The sequence below is a fragment of the Sabulicella rubraurantiaca genome, assembly GCF_017355885.1.
Classification (GTDB): domain Bacteria; phylum Pseudomonadota; class Alphaproteobacteria; order Acetobacterales; family Acetobacteraceae; genus Roseococcus; species Roseococcus rubraurantiacus.
Map to the genome: position 1 here is coordinate 1 of NZ_JAFEUU010000014.1, position 17,790 is coordinate 17,790.

Sequence of the window (17,790 nt, forward strand, 5' to 3'; positions counted from 1 at the left end):
GGCACCGTGGGCATCTTCCAGACGCTGGCGACCCGCCGCGCGCGGGGCCCGTCCGGCCTGCCGCCGACCCGCGCCGACTGGTATCCCGCGGGCGGTTGAACCATCGCCGCGCCCGGCCTGACCTGCCCCCGTAGAGGGCGATCTCGGTGAGGACCCGCTCGGGCCGCTCCATGTGCAGCAGGCCGAAGGAGCAGGTGACGGCAGCCAAAGCAACAACCAGACATTTTGGGCGCGGGAGGCGTACATGGACCTGCGCGAAGGCCCTCTGGCCATGGCCGAGCGACATGCCCGGGAAGCCGAAGAACATGTGGCGCGTCAGCGTGTGAGGGTCGAAGCTCTCCAGAGCTACGGCCACCCCAGGGCCGTCGAACTGGCACAGCTGACGCTCGAGACCATGCAGAACTATCTGGGCATGGCGCAAAAGCACCTCCGGAGCGAGCGCAAGCGCCACGGTCTGGAGCCCTAGGGTCCGTAGGGCCTTGCTGCCGGCGCCTGTCGGGCGCTTGTCCCCCTTGCTACGCCGTGATCCGCGGCGCGTTCGACCGGTTGCTTGCCTGAAGGCGCGACACCCGGGCCGCCACCGACCAACCTGGGGCCCGGATCTGGTTTCGGTGCCCACCGGGCTGTGGTGCGGGCGAGGAAGCAGGAACCATGTCGGACCGAAGAGACGAGAAGCAGGTGGGCCGCGCGGCCGAGGACGCGGAGGACTGGCGGCGACGCTCCGAGAGCCGCCGTCATCGTAGCGAGGACAGGCGCGAGGCTGCCGAGACCCGGCGCGAGGCCGCCGAGATCCATCGGGCGGGGGCGGAGGATGAGCGGGCCGCCCGCGAGGAGGCTCGCGAGTTCGCCGAAGAGGCACGGATCGGTCGCGAGGAAATCCGCGGGCTCGCCGAGGAGGCGCGGATCGCCCGAGACGAGACCCATGGGCTCGCCGAGGAGGTCCGCCGCCTTGCGGAGCGGGCGCGTGTGGAGGCCGAGGGTGAACGGGCCGCAGCCGATGAGCAGCGGCAGGTGCTCGCCAAGACGCGCAAGGGCAAGGGTCACTGATAGGACGTCTGTCCAGCCTCTCCCTGACCAAGGCAGAGGCCTGGGCATTCCACACTCGTGTCTGTGCAGAACGCGGTGGTTCGGTGCCTCACCTCAGCGCATCGGCAGCGGTCCCGACGAGCGCGCCCGAGGCCGTCAGTCCCGCCGTGGTGGTGGCGCCGGCGGCGACGATGGTGCCCATGGTGACGCCCTCCGCGAAGACCGCCGCCGCTGCGGTGCCCAGAAGAGGTGCGGCCGCCCCGGCAGTGGCGATGGTGAGCGCCACTCCAGCCACGAGGCCAACGCCCGCGCCAATCCAGGTTGCGGCTCCGATGCCGCCGGCCACGTCATCCAGCTGGTCGTCGGAGAAGGCGATGGAGGGGGTGTTGGAGGAAGTCATGGTCTGGATCCGTGAAGGAGGGGTTATCAGGGTTTGGCAATCAGGCGCTGGCACGGTCGTGGCCGTGCCCCAGCAGGCCGTCACCCTTTAGCAGGTTGCCGATCGTGGAGTTCAGGGCGCCACCCGGCGCAACGTTCAGGACCGCGTCCAGCAAGCCGAACAGGCTGATGCCGCCGGACACGTCGTCCAGATGCCCGTCCGAAAGGGCGAGGGAGGTGGGGGCGGTGGAGGTGTGGGTCATGACCTGGGTCCTGAGTTCTCGATGTCTCCCGTGCCACGGGAGTGAGGCCAGATTACTGAGGTCAGGCCATCGCTGAAGTCGATTGGACCGAAGCGTGCGATAGGAAATGCCGATGATTGGGTTGGCTGACGGTTTGAAGGCGCAGCCGAGCAGTGGCCCGAAAAGCACTTCTTTTCGAGCGCGGGTGGTAAGCAGGGGCTGCGCTCGACCCGAAGCGGTTCCTGGATGAGCAAGGCTTTGGCATTCGCCTGATCGAGTTCAGCGTCGGTGCCGATCTCGGAGGCGAGGCGAAACTCCGTTTCAAGGCTGGGGGTTTACATGCGGAGATCTCGATGCCGCTGACGTGAGCGTCATCCAAGGAGGCCCCGCCGTGAGGTTCCACTCCGGGGAAAGCCCCGGTGGCCCCGGCCCCTGCCAAGTCCTCGTCGTCGAGGATGAGGCCGTCATCGCTCTGCAGCTTGAACTGATCCTGACGGACGCCGGGTTCGTGGTGATCGGCCCGGCGCCGACGGTGGCCGCGGCGATGGCGCTCCTCGCGAGCCAGCGGCCCGACGCCGCAGTGCTCGACGTGAACCTCCACGGCGAACGGGTGACGCCCGTGGCGGAGGCCCTGACGGCGATGGGGGTGCCTTTTGTCCTGTCGAGCGCCTACGACGCGGCCGACCTCGCCTCGGACGCGGTGCTAGCCGGAGCGCGGAATGTCGGAAAGCCGATCAAGCTCGCGGTTCTGCTGGAGGCCCTGCGTGGCTTCCTCGACCGCCGATAGGCGCCGCGACCGGTGAATTGTTGGTCCGGCAGTGGGCTGCTCTGTCCGGCGTCCGCACCTATGGCCTTCGCCACGACTGTTGGGCGCACTGACCCGGCGTGGCGGACGTTGAAGGTCAAGCTCGTTCCAGAAGGGACGCCATGACCATCATTGTCTCCGTGAAGATCAACGACGGCGTGGTCATGGCCGCCGACAGCGCCGGAACCATGGGCAGCGGGCAGATCTACCTCCACGCCAACAAGATCTCGCATCTCTGCGAAGGCCTGCCTGTCGGGGCCATGTCCACTGGCGTGGGCGGCATCGGAAACGAGTCCGTCGAGACCCTCATGAAGGATCTGCGGCGGCGCTTCGCCGGACGTGATCCGGAGCACCCTGACTGGAGGCTCGACCCGGCGAGTTACACGATGGAGCAGGTCGCGACCCGGCTGCGGGCCTTCTTCTTTGACGAGAAGGCTTCAGCCGGTCACGAGCCGACCAATCTCCAACTCCGCCTGTGCGGCTACTCCGCCGGACGGTCTCTGGCCGAGGTCTGGCAGGTGAGCATGACGGGGCGAGACTGCCCCCCGCCACGGCGGATCATGGACGAGACCGCGTTCGGCGTGCTGTGGGACGGGCAGTACGAGGCCCTCAACCGGCTGGTCCTCGGCGTGGGCTTCGACATTGCCGATGTCCTGGCGAAGCATGGCTTGCGGCCGCAGGAGGCCAAGCGCCTGCAGGAGAAGCTGGTCCAGGATCTTTATACCGCGCTCTCTGTTCCTGCCATGCCGATGCGGGATGCGATCGACCTGGCGCGCTTCCTCGTGGAGACCACGATCGGCTTCGTTCGCTTCGCGGTGCTGCTGCCGAAATCCGTCGGCGGGGCGGTCCAGATTGCCGCCATCACCAAGCACGAGGGTTTTCAGTGGGTTCAGGGGGGCAACCTGGCCGCCGACGGAAGGGACCAGCGCGGCTAAGCCCGTGCCACAACGCGATAGGTCTGGTTTCCGCTCAAGTCAGCGGTTCATCTACTTGCCGTACCCTAAATCATTAATTTTCGGGCACCACAGGCGGAGGAACCGCTTTGGTCTGTCTCTGGACTTCCAGGGTGTCAGGGTGCGGACGACTTTTTTCCCACATATGCGAATCGTCTGTAACCTTCACGGTGTCCTGCCGGCGTGGAGTTTTTCTGGAGGTGCGTGCAACGGTTTTGGATGTGCAGACCGCAATGCTTGTTGCGCTGCCGCGATAATAACGCTGCCTTGGCTTGTCCTCGCCGATCACCGCAATGTCATCATCGAGCGGTGGTTCGCATGGGTGACTCCACAAACACATGCGCACCGGCCGCGGCCAGCCGGCCGCCTAGGATCCCGCGCTGGCCTCGGCACGCACCAGCGCAAACTGCGGCACCAAGACGGCATTGGAGTTACCAGAGGCAAGCCCACGGCCGCAGGGCCTCGCGCCTTCCGTCTGGAACGGCGCGGCGGGGTGGCAGGGCGGGGTCTTTCTTTTCCTCGCCCTGTTGTCAGGGACTGGATCGGATCAGCACCTCCGCCTCAATCAAGATGGGGATGTTGAACGGCAGACCCGCCATGCCGACAGCAGAGCGAGCGTGCTGCCCGCGTTCAGGACCGAACACCTCGACAATGAGGTCCGTGAAGCCGTTGATGACGAGGGGGTAGGCGTTGAACTGCCCGCCCGTGTTCACCATTCCGAACACGCGCAGCCATGCCATGATGCGGTCGAGGTCGCCCAGGGCCGACTTCAGACTCGCGAGCATCGCAAGGGCGGCCAGCCGGGCGGCGTTGTAGGCTTCGTCTTGAGTCACCTCGACCCCTACGCGCCCGAGCGGATAGGCAAGGCTGCCATCCTGGGCCAGGGGCGCATGGCCGGAGACGAAGGCCCGATCGCCCAACACCCTCACCCAGCGAATACCCAGCTTCACCCCGGGTGGCAGCATAATAGGGTCGGGGAGTTCCAGCCCCATTGCGGACAGCTTCTGCTCAATCTCGGCCATGAGATGGTCCTCCTCTGACGCGAAGTTTACCGAGACCCCAGCCGTCAACGAAGGATTCTCCCTGGACCAAAAGGCGGCCTGACTCCTCGAGCTTCCGGCGATCCGCGCTGGCCTTTGCGCTGCCATCTCCGATGTTCTTGAACCCTAGGTGGCCGGTCATGGAGACTGTGGAAAGCGCGCGTCCGCCGAAGCTCGCTTTCAGGTCGCGGGCGGTCTGAACAGATCGTGAGTTGCCATCACTTCCTCCACGGCCTCGCACGCATGCGAAAGCGCGTCCTCAGCGTGCAGCCGCTCAGAAGCCCTGCGCGCTGCATCCGCATATCTCGGCTCGGCCAGCACCCGGGTGATCGCTTGGGCCACACGCTCTGGAGTGCAATCCCCTCGCGGCACCACCTCGGCCACCCCCATCGCCGCGGCACGTGCAGCGACTCCCACTTGATCGCGCCCCCAGGGGATGAGCACCATCGGGACGCCGTGCCGCAGGCCCCGCATCACCATCCCGTGCCCTGCGTGACCAATGAGCAGGCAAGCCCTGTCAAGAACGAGTCCGTGCGGTAGGTATCCGCTCAGACGCGTGTTCGATGGGACGGGTCCGAGTTCTTCCACCGAGTGCCCGGGCGCAAGCGTGACAAGGAGCCGCACCGGCTGATCCGCAAGTGCGGTGAGGGCTGCGCGGGCAATCGCCAGTTCTCCCGCTTGCGGCAGGGTGCTGAGGGTGACCAAGACCCAAGGGTCTCCTGGCTCGTGCAGGAAACTCGTCCCTGCAGGATTGGGCGCTGGCTCCATGTCGAGTGGCCCGACGTAGCGGTGGTTCCGCGGCAGGCTGGGCGGAGGCGGGTCGAAGACGGAATCGGTCGCGTGCAGCACGGCCGTTGCACGTTGCATGCGAGGAAGGAACCAGTAGCGAAAAACGCCCGCCCCGAGCCCGGGAAAGTCCTCCTCCCAGGGACGGCGCGCATCATCGCCGAAGTAGAAGCTTGGGTTCACCAGGATCCAGGGAACGTGAAGCGCGGTTGCCATCCGATCGGCCAAGCCCATGCAAAACAGGGTGCTCAGCAGCAATCCGGGGCCGAGGGGGCGGACCATCGCGAGGGCTACCGGCAGGCAGGCTTCTGCCCACTCGGTCAGAGGGTCAGGCGTCTCGGCCTCGATCGTCTCCCCACGCCCCGCCATGCGCGGGAGATGGAATGGATCATAAAACGCGGATTGGCGCAGATCCTGTGGCAATTCCAACGTCGCCAACCCTGTGGGTCCGACGACATCGGCGACATCGCCGTCGCAGAGCAAATGCACGGCGTGACCACGGTCCCGAAGAGTCATCGCGAGGGCCAGCACCGGGGGCTTGTCCCCGGCGCCACGCTCACTGACCAGGGCAATGATCGGCACGCGTCGCTCCAAGAATCCCGTCTCCAGGCTCAAATGGTTCAGCCCCAAACCGAATGAACGGAGTGGGGTGTCCGATGTGTTCAGGCACATTAGCCGATACGAGGCAGTACGAGCATCCAAAAGTCTCGGGCCAATGGCGACATACCTCAGCAGGCTGAGTGATGTTTGGGACTGTCGCTTGGGCTTACGGACCTATTCCCCCTCCCCAAACCTGGCAGAAGGTTTTGGGCAGTTTCTTCCTTGGCAAGTCGATGCTTTGATCGCCTTCTTCTGGATCGTCATCTGGCCCGTTGTCTTCGTCTTCAAAACGTGTTCGCGCGCAAGGACGATGCCGCTGGCAGCGGTTACCTTCCATGGCCTCTGGATCACTGCCCTTGCCCTGCTTGTGCTGGCTCTGGTCTAGGGTCGGTTAGTGCTTAAGCCGCTACAGTGTAGCGGCGGTGCAATCGACGATTGGCCACCTTGATCCCGGAATCACCGGCCGGCTTAAAATCGGAGCCGCTATCGGCAGCCTTGCCAAGCACGAGGGGGGACTTTCAGCATGGGCTTCAATCCAGGCCGCGAGGAGGCACAGCATGCCTAGAAAGGACGTGACGTGCATCATCCATGGCTGACAGGAAGCAGATAGCCAGCTTTATTCGAGACTTCCTCGCTCGGGAGCGGATCTCGCGTGAGCAATTCGCGTTTCGCACGAAGCTCGGCAAGTCCACCGTCGACAAGCTGCTGACCGGCCTCTACTCCGACAAGACCCTTTCCGTCGTTGAGGCACATACTGGCCTTGCACTGCGGCCCTTGCTTGTCGCGTCGGATACGCTGGCGTCGGGCGTTTCGTCGCACGCACCCGAAGGGCCTTCGATCGCGGTCCTTCCCTTTCTGAACTTGAGCGCCGATCCCGCGCAGGACCTGTTCGCCGAAGGCATCGCGGAGGACATCACGACCGCCCTCTCACGGCTGCGTTGGCTCCTCGTCATCGCGCGCGGTTCGAGCTTCACCTTCCAGGGCCGCGCGGTGGACGTGCGCCACGTAGCCGCCGAGCTCGGCGTCCGCTACGTGCTTGAAGGCAGCGTGCGGAGCGCTGGCGGGCGGATCCGTGTGACCAGCCAGCTCGTGGACGCCGAATCAGGCAAGCACATCTGGGCCGAGCGCTACGACCGCGACCTGCACGACATCTTCGCTATGCAGGACGAGATCACGGCAAGCGTCGTCGCGGCCATCGAGCCGCATCTTTATGCCGAGGAAGGCCTGCGCGCCGCCCGGCGCAACCCCGAGAGCATCGACGCATGGGGACTCGTCGTGCGCGCCATCAGCCTGCTGAACCGCACCGGCCGATGGCACAACGAGGAAGCACGGGGCCTGCTGATGCGTGCGATCGAGCTCGATCCGCTGTATGCGCGGGCGCACGCCATTCTATCCTGGGCGATGTGGTGGGCGGCCCGCTGCTACTATCTGGACGATCTCAACGAGGGTTATCGGACCGCCGCCCGGCACGCGGAGGAGGCGGTAGCGCTCGACCCGGCCGAACCCTGGGCACGCCTTGTCCTTGGCATGGGCCACAGCGAGGCCCGCTGGCAGGATCGCGCGCTCGCGGAGCTGCGGGCCGCGCTCGACCTCAATCCCAGCTTCGCGCTCGGTCATACGATGTCCGGCTGGGTGCTGACCCGCATGGGACGTTTCGAGGAAGGCGTCGCGGAGACCGCTCTGGCCCTGCGCATGAGTCCTCTCGACAGCTTCGCGGGATTCTACACCTCCTTCCACGGCTTGGCCCTGATCGCGATGCGGCGCTTCGAGAAGGCGCTGCCCTTCCTTCGCGCGTCTGTCGCTGCGCTGTCCGACTATTCTGGCCACCATCATTCCCTGATCTGCTGCTGCGGGCATCTCGGGCTGCTGGAGGAAGCGCGGCAGGTGCTCTCCGCGCGTAATCGTATCAAGCCCCCCATGCGTCGTTCGGTCATTGCCGCGCGGCTTGAGGGCTTTGCCTATCGCGACGTCTTCCTGGAGGGTCTCGAGAAGGCCGGCGTTCCGGAGTAGCCCGGCCAGGCCTGGCCCGGAAAGTTCCGGAAAGATTCGGCGATGGCTCCGGAAAGCCGTGTTCGCTTAGACTTCTCCCGCGACGCCAGTTCATTGGAATGCACGAGGGAGCCAGCCGATGCCGCATGGAACCCATTCCCGGAAGGGATTGCTGCTCGCAACCGCCCTTCTGGCAGGCGGGCTTGGCCTGGCGGATTTCGGCTCGGCGCAGCACCAGACTGACGGCCACCCGCATCGTACCTCGACGCCAATGCCTGCTCCGGAGCTGCCGGCTGAGCTGGCGCAGGTCAGAGAAGCGTTGAATCGCTACCAGGACCCAATCGCCGCCATTCGCGAAGGCTATTTCTCGACGCTTGGCTGCGTTGCCTATCCGAACGGCGCCATGGGAGTGCACTTCATCAACCCCGCGCTCATCGGGCCTACGCCCGATCCGTTCCGACCGCCGCTGCTGGTCTACGAGCCCACCTCCGGTGGCCAATTGCGGCTGGTTGCGGCCGAGTGGTTCGTGCCGCTGGCGACCGGCGTCACCGCGCGCCCCGTCCTGTTCGGTCGTCCCTTCGACGGTCCGATGGAAGGACATGAACCGCTGATGCCAGCCTCGCTGCACCATTACGACCTGCATGTCTGGCTGTGGAAGGAGAACCCTGCCGGTCTGTTCAACGCCATCAATCCCACGGTCGGCTGCGCGGGTCATCCCTACGCGCTGATGGAACAGCCGACTGCCATCGTGCCGCATCACCGGCACTGACCGTGCAAGCCGATCCAGGACGAGATGCCGCCATGAAGCTCTACCAAATGCCCCTGTCCGACGCCTGCCGACCCGTCCTGCTGTTTGCTGCCGAGGAAGGCCTCGCGATCGAGATGGAGACCCTCGACCTTCTTGCGGGCGATCAGTTCAGCAATCGTTTCGTGGCGATCAACCCGAACAGCGCGGTCCCTGTGCTGGAGGACGGCGCGCTCCGCCTCACGGAAGGCTCGGCCATCCTGAAGTATCTGGCCGATTGCATCGGCTCGCCATTCTATCCGCGCGACGCCGTGGCGAGGGCACGCGTGAACGAGCGGATGGACTGGTTCAACACCGGCTTCCATCGCGAATACTGTATGGGCCTAATCTGGCCGCAAGCCATGCCCGATCGCTATGGTTGGCCCGATGCCGCGATGCAGGCCGCCTTGCTGCGCAGGGCAGACACGCAGGCGAGGCGTTACCTCGACGTGCTCGAGAGCCACTGGCTGCCTCACGACGCCACCTACCTGGGTGGCGTGAACCCCGACCTCTCCGACTGCATCGGCGCTTGCTACGTGAGTATTGGTGCGCTCGTGGAGTTTGATTTCTCCCCATGGCCCCACGTGTCGGCTTGGCTCGGCGCCATGCGCGGCCGCGACGCCTGGCAGTTGTCCAATGAGCCGTTCGAGTCCTGGTGCGCGCAGCGGCGCGCTGCGCGCTCCACGCCCCGGGCTGCGTGGATTCTGGGAGAACCACGATGACACACCAGACCGCCTTCACCCTGCGTCCAGTGGCATCCGAGGACGCTGAAACCTGCGCCAGCATCATCTTCCGTGCGTTCGGGCGAATCTCGGCTGCGCACGGCTTCCCCTCCGACTTCGCGACAGAGGCCGCTGCCCTGGGCCTTGCCCGTGCCTTCATCGGCAGCCCTGCCATCTTCGGCGTGGTCGCGGTGCGGGATGGACGGATCCTCGGTTCGAACTTCCTGTCGGAAGCCGATCCTGTACGTGCGGTGGGGCCCATTACCGTGGAGCCCGAGGTGCAGTCGGGTGGCGTGGGCCGCCGCCTGATGCGCGCCGTCATCGAGCGGGCGGGCAGCGCGCCCATCCGCCTGGTTCAGGCCGCCTACAACACGAGCTCGTTCTCGCTCTATGCCTCGCTGGGCTTCGAGGTGAAGGAGCCTCTGCTGCATCTCGCGGGTACGCCGCGCGCACCGGTTCCCTCGGGCATCACGGTGCGCCCCATGACGCGCGCCGACATCCCCAGCTGTGACGCCCTGTGCGAAGCGACGCACGGCATCACGCGGCATCATGAGCTGGGACAGGCGCTGAGCCAGTTCGGTCCGATGGTCGTCGAGCGCGGCGGTCGGGTCACCGGCTACGCGACCGCACCCAACCTATGGCTGATGAACCACGGCGTCGCCGAGACCGAGACAGACCTGATGACTCTCCTCATCGGGTGCGCCGCCGCGACCGGTCAGCCGGTGTCGCTGCTGTTGCCGGTCCGCCAGACCAGCCTGTTCCGCCGTGTTCTGGAAACGGGGATGCGCGTGATCCAGCCGATGACGCTGATGGCCAAGGGGACCTACCGGGAGCCGCGCGGCTGCTGGTTTCCCTCGGTTCTTTACTGAAACCACCGCCCACTGAAAGGAGGTTACCATGCCTGACGCTCATAATGCCCCTGCGCTCTCACCCGCGCCGCTGATGCAGCTTGCCACGGGCTTCTGGGCCTTCAAGACACTCGCCGCTGCCGAGGAACTCGGGCTCTTCACGCGCCTGGCCGGCGGTCATGAAGTGACCAGCACGGAGCTCGCGCAGGCGCTCGGAGTCCACCACCGACCGGCGGAGATGCTGCTGACCGGCTGCGCCTCGCTCGGCCTGCTGGACGTGACCGACGGGCGCTATCGAAACAGCGCCTTGGCCGAGGAGTTCCTCGTCCAGGGCAAGCCCTACTACTTCGGCGGCTGGGTCCGCATGTGCGACAAGCGCCTGTACCCGGGCTGGGGCCGGCTCACAGAGGCCATCCGCACGAACAGGCCGACGACCTGGGATCCCGCGAAGCAGCGCTCGCTCTTCGAGGGAGAGGACCCCGTCGTGCTCTCCCTGTTCTGGGAGGCTATGCATTCGCTCTCGACTTTCAGCGCACGCGCGCTGGCGCGAGCCGTCGATCTCTCGGACATCCGGCATCTGCTCGATGTCGGTGGGGGATCCGGGGCATTTCCGATCGAGCTCTGTCGGGCGTATCCGCACCTACACGCGACCGTCTACGACCTTCCCTTCGTGACGGAGATCGCCGCAGGCAAGGTCGCGGCCGCAGGGATGAGCCAGCGCATCGCGACGCAGGCAGGAGACTTCCTTGCGGAGGAGCGGCTCCCCGCGGGGCACGACGCCGTGCTGCTTTCCATGATCCTGCACGATTGGGACGAGGAGAAGTGTCGCGCGATTCTGCGCAAGTGCTTCGACGCGCTCCCGTCAGGTGGCATGGTGATCATCAGCGAGCTGCTTGTCGATGACGAAAAGTCAGGCCCCGCGCCCGCGGCGCTGATGAGCCTGAACATGCTGATCGAGACCGAGGGCCGGAATTATACGCCATCCGAGTACGGCGCCTGGCTGCGCGAGGCTGGCTTCACCTCGATCGAGACGGTCTGGTTCGACGCCGCCGGAGCCAACGGCGCTGTCATTGGCCGGAAGGGCTGACCGTCTTGTGACGGCCAGGGGCAGATGCTCCACCGCGGCACCGCGACCCGAGCCGGATCCGAGGCTCCAACTCTTGCGGCTCGGGGATTTTCAGGCGCTGGGCTTGCGCGGTCTCCCGGCATATCTCCGCAACTGGGGCGTCTGGGAGGGCTGCTCTCCCGGGATGGGTATGAGGTCTGGCACCTCGCCCCCGGACAGTGATGCGGCCGTGGGCTGGGCCGGAAGTGCGGGCTGTCCCGGGAGCCGAGGAGGCTTCCCCTAGACGCGGCGCTGGAGCAGGAGGCGGTGCCGGCAGTTCGAACGCGCAGGGCTCTGCGGATTCTGTCCCCAATTATCGTGGTCTCATGACCAGTTCCTTCGCCAGAAGATAGCAGTGCTTGCCGAGGCCCACTCCCCTTCACTCAGAATGGTAAAGGCACGGCTGTACTTGGCTTGTGGAAAGGGGATGGCAGGGCCGAAGAAGGGTAGGCAGCGCCAGGTTCGACGCCGCCCGTGGGGGTCGCTTTTGAGAGAACGACGAAGCCCTCTGCCTCAGTAAGTTGAGGATATTCATTTTTGTTCCAATCATGGTAAGGTCCGGGCGGCTCGCTTGGTCAAAGGCCCTCGGGGGGAGGGCCCGCCGCCTCGCAGCCAAGCCGGAAGTCACGACCATGCAGGACTGCATAAGCTACGCGCCAAGCCTTGTGATCGTCGCCTGCGGGAACACCGTTGAGGTGACGATGGGCCGCCGTGTTGTCCGCTTCCTCGATGCAAGCCCGGCTCTCGTGGAGACCGCGAAGCGTAGCGCCGCGTTCCCGCCTCTCCGCGACTACCTCCGCTACCTCACCATCTCCGGTGCCTGGCCGACTGATGTGAGTGAACTTACCCTTCCGGCCATCATTCTCGAAGGCGTGTTCTGCGGGGCGCGGGTTCTCGAAGTAGCCTAGGCCACAAGCAGGCGGCCGCTGCACGCGCTTCGGTCGCGTCCGCCCCAGCATCTGCAACGCGAGATGTCATCCAGTCCGTGACGTTTTCCTTTGCTACGAACATCTCGGGCCAAACCCGTGTGGGCAATTCCTCGTGCGGGATCGGCCGGCCTGCGCTCACAACGAAGTGCCGTGGCACACCGAAGAACCTCGGCCGCTAAGCGACCTCGCCGCCGGAGCCGTCGAGCAGGAGCGCACGCCGCAGACCGAGTGTGAAGCTCGCGAAGCAGAAGGGGACAGGCTTCTCTTCGCCTCCCCATGGCCGGCTCTCTCGAACCTCGTCCCTAGGAGCCTAGGCGCCGGATGAGGGCGGATGCAGCAAAACTCCATGCATTCCTCACAACATCTGCAGACCCTCCTCAGGACTTGGCCTGGGCCGCCGGGGCACCTTTGGGGCACCGATGCAAGGTGGCACGGGGGAGCATCCGGACAGTCCGGAATGCGCCGGCCAGCTTCGCAAGGGAGGCTCACATGTCCGTCTTTCAGAACACCCTCGCCCTGGCCGCCGTCGCTGCGGCTCTTCTCGGCTCCGGCACGGCCGGCGCGCAGTCCTGCCCGTGCATGAACCGCGGCGCCGAGGACACGAGCATCGAGTACGGATCAGCTTCGCCCAACAACGTGGTTGGCGGCGGCAACCTGGTCGCCCGCTTCGAGGAGGCCAACCGCACCTTCACCTACCTGGAGCCGCAGTACGAGCAGAAGGCTCAGGGTGGGATGGCGCCCCACGTGTTCACCTCAGGCGATGGCCGCGCCGAGGTGATCTGGGTGCCGACGGGCACGCAGAGCAGCACCCTGGCGACGCTGGGTGGTGACGGCAGCCTCTCGCAGCCGCGCATCCGCCAGCAGCGCATCGCCAGCCGGTGAACAAGACAACCGGGTCCGGGCCGCCTCAAAGCGAGCCCGGGCCCTCTCGTCCCGGAGTGCGCCACACTGGCAGTCAGCAACCGGCGGAACCCAAGGCAATTGGCACCCTATTCTGAAAGTCAGGAACTCGATGCTGGTTCGCCCAATGGAGGCACGTGGGTCTGATCTGCCAGGATCGTAACTCGCGTTGAGGTGCCGGCGGTCAGCCCAGGATGTCCATCGGGCAGCCAGCAGAAATGGCACAGGGAGGCAGACTGGGCGGCAGCAATCAACTGTGCATCAGACCGAGCCGAGGGAATTCATGCCCGCAGGGTGCCGACGAATACTGCACGACACCCCTGCCGAAGAGACTTCACCTCACGGACCCTCCGTCGCTTCCGCCCCTATGCCTTATTCAGCCTCTGCCCGCCGAGCTGGAGGGCATCCCAAGAAAAGATCCCTTCGGCAGAAGCTAAGCTTCCACCTCATAGGGAAAGCGCTCGATGCGATCCGTGTTCACCCCTTCCACCCGCAGCAGCCGCGTGGGCCCGTCACGCCGGGGGGAGTGGACGTCGCCGGGATGGTAGAGATGCGCATCACCGGGCCGCAGCGTGTAGTCGCGGCTGCGCCGGACTTGGCCAGGCTTCCCTGCCTCCGGACGCGTGACAGCGATCCAGTCTGTCATCAATGTCTCGCCAGCCGCCTGGCCATAGATTGCCCAGGTGGAGCCGTGGTCATGTGGCTGGCTCGCCTTGGCACCCTGATAGACGTGGCCGACAATCGCGAAACCGAGTTCGGGATCCTCGTAGAGAACCTTCCGCTCAGGCGCTCCATCCGGCAGCTGCGCCGCCACGAAATCCCGGTCCTTCAGTGCTTCCTGAACGAGTCGGCACACGGCCTCTCGGCCACCCGGACCCTGATCGGCTAGCAGCGCCGCGCGGCATCGTTCCGCGAACTCCTCAAGCGACATAGACATGGGCTACTCCCCTCATCAAACGTTGAAACGGAACCCTCGCATCGTCCGAGCCCCGCTCTCCAACCGAATTTCCGGGCTGGGCACGGGACATGGCCTGAGAACTGGCCAAGCCGCCCTGAGCAGGCTTGTTGAGCTAAGCCGCCGCCTGCGGCGGCGGCCGAAAACTACCCGCCTCAGTCTGCGATGGCCTGGTACACCAGGGCGTTGATCACCCGACGGTAGTATTGCCGCAGCAGGCCTGGCGTGGAGGCCATGAACACCACCGCCAGTTCCTCGCGCGGATCCACCCACATGGCCGTGCCATAGGCGCCGTTCCAGCTGAACATCCCGGGATTGCCGAGCAGCGCGCTGCCGCCCTCGCGGCGCACCGCCACCGTGAGGCCGAAGCCCCAGTTCACCATGTTGCCTTCGGTGCCCGTCAGGTTGTTCTGGATGTCCGGGTGCATGTGGTCGCGCGTCATCTCGGCGACGCTGGCGCGGGACAGGACGCGGTTCCCGTCCAACGCGCCGCCATTCAGCAGCATCTGGGCGAAGCGTAGGTAGTCGCCCGCCGTCGAGATGGCGCAGCCGCCGCCGCATTCGAAGCGCGGCGCGGTAAGGCCCATCTCCACCTGCTGCGGCCGCTGCGTCGTCGGGTCCAGCGGCAGGGGCGTCGCGTAGCGCGCGCGCTGTGCCTCCGACACCAGGAAGCCGCTATCGACCATGCCGAGCGGACGAAAGATGCGCTGCTCCAGCACCTCGCCGAGCCGCTGCCCGGTGACCTTCTCCACCACCAGGCCCAGCACGTCGGTCGACAGGCTGTAGTCCCACACAGTGCCCGGATGGTCGCGCAACGGCAGCGCAGCGAGGCGCGCAATGAAGCCGGCCGCGTCGAACTCGCGCGATGATGACGAGGACGAACCCGGATACTGGCGGTGCGGCGCGGTGTTACCCCTGGCGCCGTAGGTCAAGCCCGAGGTGTGGCGAGCCAAGTCGGTTAGCGTAATCGGCCGCGTGGCGGGTACGGTCGTGTCGGGGTTGCCGTCGACCGCAACGCGACGATTGCCGAGTTCAGGAATGAAGCGAGTCACCGGATCGCCAATGGCAAGGCGCCCTTCCTCCAGCAGCGTCATGATCGCGACGCCGGTCAGGGGCTTGGTCATGGAGGCGATCGGGAAAATGGCGTCCCGGGGCATGGGCCGCGTACGAGCGCCGTCGAGGTGGCCGAAGGCCTCGAAATAGGCGAGCTGCCCGCGCCGCGCGATGGCGACCACCGCACCCGGCAGCTGGCCGCGAGCAATATCGGCCTCAAGCGTGGTGCGGATGCGCTCCAGCCGTTCGGGCGCGAAGCCGAGGTTCTCTGGTGTGGCGCGCGGCAATGGGTCGGCCGCCAGGGCTGGGACGGCGAAAAGACCGAGAACGGCGGCGAGCAGCTTTCGCATCAAATGGCGTCTCCTCTCTGGCGGCTTGGGCCACCTCTTGCCCGGAGCCTAGGCACAGCGCCGTGCAGGGACAAGGAGACCATAGCATTATGAGCAGCGTTTCATGGATGACCGGGGTTGGGCGCTGCACTTCGCGACTAAGGCTCGCAAACGGCCTGCGCCAGCGCGCGCTGCCCCAGGCTCGTCGCCCTGCCCCGATGACGGCCCCAGTACAAGATAGGCCATCCGCCCTGCCGCCCACTGGCGCAGTCGTTCGCGGTGACTATTCCAACCGAGCTGCAACGAGCTCTTCGTAAAAGCACCCAATCAATCAGGTCGTGCTCCCGAGAGCCGAACCACCTCGGCCCAGCGCGCCATGTCCTCGCGCAGGAAGGCAGCAAACTCCGCCCGGCTCGCCGCCCACGGTTCCGCGCCACCTTGCCGGATCGCATCCGCGAAGCGAGGCTCGGCCAGCGCGGCCACGGTTGTGGCATTCATTGCGTCCAGAACCGCGGCGGGCGTGCGGGAAGGAGCCACGACTCCAAACCAGGCGCGAACGCTGAAGCTCTCCGCGACCGTCTCCGCGACGGTTGGCACGTCCGGAACCGTTGGCCAACGCTCGGGCGTCGTGACCGCCAGAAGGCGCAACTGGCCATCGCGGACATGCGGCATATAGAGAGGGAGGTTATCCACGACGATCTGGACCTGGCCACCCAGGAAATCAGTGAGAAGAGGGCCGGTGCCACGGTATGGCACGTGCACGAACTCCGTCCCGGTGCGCAGCTTGAAATACTCCTGGGCTAAGTGGCCAGACGTGCCACTCCCGGGTGAGCCGCAGTTCCAGCGCTGCGGCTGCGCCTTCAACAGCCGGACGAGATCGCCAATGGTCGATGCCGGTACGCTGGGGTGAACGAGGACGCCATTTGCCACCACTGCGATGAGCGACACGGGCGCGAAATCGCGAAGGACGTCGTAGCCGATCTGGCCGGCTCGCAGCGCGGCACCAGCCGACATCGAGATGGACGTGGCGAGGAAGGTATGCCCGTCATCTGCGCGCGCCACGAGCTCGTTCGCCAAGGTGCCGCCGCCACCTGGGCGATTCTCGACCATGAAGGGCTGGCCGAAGGCCTGCGTATAACGCTCTGCCACCAAGCGCGCATAAACGTCGACCAGCCCGCCTGCGGCAAAGCCGGCAATGAGACGCACCGGGCGACTGGGCCAGCCAGCAACGCCCACTGCTGGCGGACGCGGCTGCGCAGAAGCATGCGGCGAGACGCCACCGAGTAAGGTTGCCGCGGTGAAGAGGGGAAGGTGCCGGCGGGAGACGGGCATGGATCGGCCTTCTGCTAGAGGAGGCCACGGTGACGTTGCGCCCTGGCGAGCGCAACTGGATTCACGTTCCTGAACCGCCGGTTGCTGAGCGGCAGTATCGTCAGTGATGCCATCCACTTTGTGGCGGAGAAGGGTCATTCACCGTCTGGGGCACACCACCGCTTGGCGGTGCACGGTCGGTGCCCGCCACCTAGAATCTTCGCAGGTGGCCATCCTGTCATGATGAACCTCCGGCTCCGAGCAGACGCGGTCAGACGTCATTTATCGCCTTGTCCTGATCGGTATTCGTCGCCATCGGTGGGCCGCAATGCCTCGAACAGATCCGTGACGGCGGCGTAGTCACGATAGCCGCAACGCGCCAGAGGCTGGGCGGCGAGCGTATCGAACCGACCATCGCGGAGATATGCATCGTCAATATGCACGCCCACGACTTGGCCGATGATGATCCAGCCCGACAGCATATTACCCTCCAGATCACGCAGCTGCATCGAGCTTACGACTTTGCATTCCAGCGACGCCGGCGACGCGGCAACGCGTGGCGCCGCGACGATCCGGGATGGCGCCGCCTCGAGCCCGGCCGCTTCGAACTCGCTTGCTCCAGCCGGCAATGTATCGGAGGAGACGTTCATCGCGTTGAAGAGCTGGCGACTGCAAAGGTTGAAGACGAACTCGCCGGTCGCCAGCGCGTTCCCGGCGCTGTCTTTCATGGTTTCGCTTGTGAAGGCGAGCATGGGTGGACGCGAATGTACGGCGTTGAAGAAGCTGTACGGCGCCAAATTCGCGCGTCCCTCGCGATCGAGCGTTGAGATCCATCCAATCGGCCGTGGAGCTACGATGGCCTTGAAAGGGTCGTGGGGGAGACCGTGCCCGAGACGGGGTTCATAGAACATGCGGCGTTCCTTGCTGATGATCTTGAAAGCCTGGATGATGGGGACCTTACAGTGTCACGAATCCCCTCCGGAGGAAGTGGGGCGGACGAGGGAGGTGGCGCAGTCGCGCAGAGAACGGTAGCAC

General features: G+C 65.7%; 19 protein-coding genes. 11 read left to right on the forward strand and 8 right to left on the reverse strand.

The genetic code is table 11. From position 1 onward, the window contains the following. The first annotated feature begins 244 nt into the window (after positions 1-244). Together JTJ31_RS19245 and JTJ31_RS19250 are read left to right on the forward strand one after the other, a co-directional pair. Positions 245-466, forward strand: coding sequence for a hypothetical protein (locus tag JTJ31_RS19245; protein ID WP_207540366.1), 222 nt, complete (start codon positions 245-247; stop codon positions 464-466). A gap of 185 nt (positions 467-651) precedes the next feature. Further along, a complete protein-coding gene (locus tag JTJ31_RS19250) occupies positions 652-1,047 on the forward strand; it encodes a hypothetical protein (protein ID WP_207540367.1) in 396 nt (131 codons plus the stop codon). Positions 1,048-1,135: 88 nt separating this feature from the next. Here JTJ31_RS19250 and JTJ31_RS19255 read toward each other — a convergent pair whose 3' ends face one another. Beyond that, entirely contained in the window at positions 1,136-1,426 is a 291-nt protein-coding gene (locus JTJ31_RS19255; RefSeq protein ID WP_207540368.1) for a hypothetical protein, read from the reverse strand. A 40-nt stretch (positions 1,427-1,466) separates the two neighbouring features. Continuing rightward, positions 1,467-1,667: a hypothetical protein gene (locus JTJ31_RS19260; protein WP_207540369.1), complete on the reverse strand. Its 201-nt coding sequence runs from the start codon at positions 1,665-1,667 to the stop codon at positions 1,467-1,469. A gap of 370 nt (positions 1,668-2,037) precedes the next feature. Here JTJ31_RS19260 and JTJ31_RS19265 point away from each other — a divergent pair, with 370 nt between their 5' ends. After that, a complete protein-coding gene (locus JTJ31_RS19265; protein ID WP_207540370.1) occupies positions 2,038-2,433 on the forward strand; it encodes a response regulator in 396 nt (131 codons plus the stop codon). 140 nt (positions 2,434-2,573) lie between these two features. Beyond that, positions 2,574-3,386, forward strand: a complete 813-nt coding sequence (locus tag JTJ31_RS19270; protein WP_207540371.1) for a hypothetical protein — start codon at positions 2,574-2,576, stop codon at positions 3,384-3,386. A 548-nt stretch (positions 3,387-3,934) separates the two neighbouring features. Here the strand turns inward: JTJ31_RS19270 and JTJ31_RS19275 are convergent. Both JTJ31_RS19275 and JTJ31_RS25240 read right to left on the reverse strand, forming a co-directional pair. Continuing rightward, on the reverse strand, positions 3,935-4,426 hold the full coding sequence (locus tag JTJ31_RS19275; protein ID WP_207540372.1) for a RidA family protein: 492 nt from the start codon (positions 4,424-4,426) through the stop codon (positions 3,935-3,937). 198 nt (positions 4,427-4,624) lie between these two features. Beyond that, positions 4,625-5,812, reverse strand: a complete 1,188-nt coding sequence (locus tag JTJ31_RS25240) for a glycosyltransferase (RefSeq protein ID WP_207540373.1) — start codon at positions 5,810-5,812, stop codon at positions 4,625-4,627. A gap of 606 nt (positions 5,813-6,418) precedes the next feature. On the opposite strand from JTJ31_RS25240, the gene JTJ31_RS19285 reads away from it, so the two are divergent. From JTJ31_RS19285 to JTJ31_RS19315, 7 genes are all read left to right on the forward strand, one after another. Then, on the forward strand, positions 6,419-7,840 hold the full coding sequence (locus JTJ31_RS19285; RefSeq protein ID WP_207540374.1) for a tetratricopeptide repeat protein: 1,422 nt from the start codon (positions 6,419-6,421) through the stop codon (positions 7,838-7,840). Positions 7,841-7,988: 148 nt separating this feature from the next. Then, positions 7,989-8,588 carry a hypothetical protein gene (locus JTJ31_RS19290; protein ID WP_207540375.1) on the forward strand — a complete coding sequence of 200 codons (600 nt, stop codon included), beginning with the start codon at positions 7,989-7,991 and terminating at the stop codon, positions 8,586-8,588. 32 nt (positions 8,589-8,620) lie between these two features. Further along, positions 8,621-9,325, forward strand: a complete 705-nt coding sequence (locus JTJ31_RS19295; RefSeq protein WP_207540376.1) for a glutathione S-transferase family protein — start codon at positions 8,621-8,623, stop codon at positions 9,323-9,325. Further along, positions 9,322-10,194 (forward strand): GNAT family N-acetyltransferase, encoded by an 873-nt coding sequence (locus tag JTJ31_RS19300; RefSeq protein WP_207540377.1) that lies wholly within the window; start codon positions 9,322-9,324, stop codon positions 10,192-10,194. Before JTJ31_RS19295 ends, JTJ31_RS19300 begins: the two co-directional genes overlap by 4 nt. Positions 10,195-10,222: 28 nt before the next feature. Next, positions 10,223-11,260: a methyltransferase gene (locus JTJ31_RS19305; RefSeq protein ID WP_207540378.1), complete on the forward strand. Its 1,038-nt coding sequence runs from the start codon at positions 10,223-10,225 to the stop codon at positions 11,258-11,260. A 650-nt stretch (positions 11,261-11,910) separates the two neighbouring features. Beyond that, positions 11,911-12,186, forward strand: a complete 276-nt coding sequence (locus tag JTJ31_RS19310) for a hypothetical protein (protein ID WP_207540379.1) — start codon at positions 11,911-11,913, stop codon at positions 12,184-12,186. 510 nt (positions 12,187-12,696) lie between these two features. Then, positions 12,697-13,089, forward strand: a complete 393-nt coding sequence (locus JTJ31_RS19315; protein WP_207540380.1) for a hypothetical protein — start codon at positions 12,697-12,699, stop codon at positions 13,087-13,089. Between the two features lie 451 nt (positions 13,090-13,540). Here JTJ31_RS19315 and JTJ31_RS19320 read toward each other — a convergent pair whose 3' ends face one another. From JTJ31_RS19320 to JTJ31_RS19335, 4 genes are all read right to left on the reverse strand, one after another. Further along, positions 13,541-14,044 carry a cupin domain-containing protein gene (locus JTJ31_RS19320; protein WP_207540381.1) on the reverse strand — a complete coding sequence of 168 codons (504 nt, stop codon included), beginning with the start codon at positions 14,042-14,044 and terminating at the stop codon, positions 13,541-13,543. Positions 14,045-14,217: 173 nt separating this feature from the next. After that, a complete protein-coding gene (locus JTJ31_RS19325; protein WP_207540382.1) occupies positions 14,218-15,465 on the reverse strand; it encodes a serine hydrolase domain-containing protein in 1,248 nt (415 codons plus the stop codon). Between the two features lie 306 nt (positions 15,466-15,771). After that, complete coding sequence (locus JTJ31_RS19330) at positions 15,772-16,776, reverse strand: Bug family tripartite tricarboxylate transporter substrate binding protein (RefSeq protein ID WP_207540383.1); 1,005 nt, start codon at positions 16,774-16,776, stop codon at positions 15,772-15,774. 257 nt (positions 16,777-17,033) lie between these two features. Beyond that, positions 17,034-17,666: a flavin reductase family protein gene (locus JTJ31_RS19335; RefSeq protein ID WP_207540384.1), complete on the reverse strand. Its 633-nt coding sequence runs from the start codon at positions 17,664-17,666 to the stop codon at positions 17,034-17,036. Positions 17,667-17,790 lie beyond the last annotated feature (124 nt).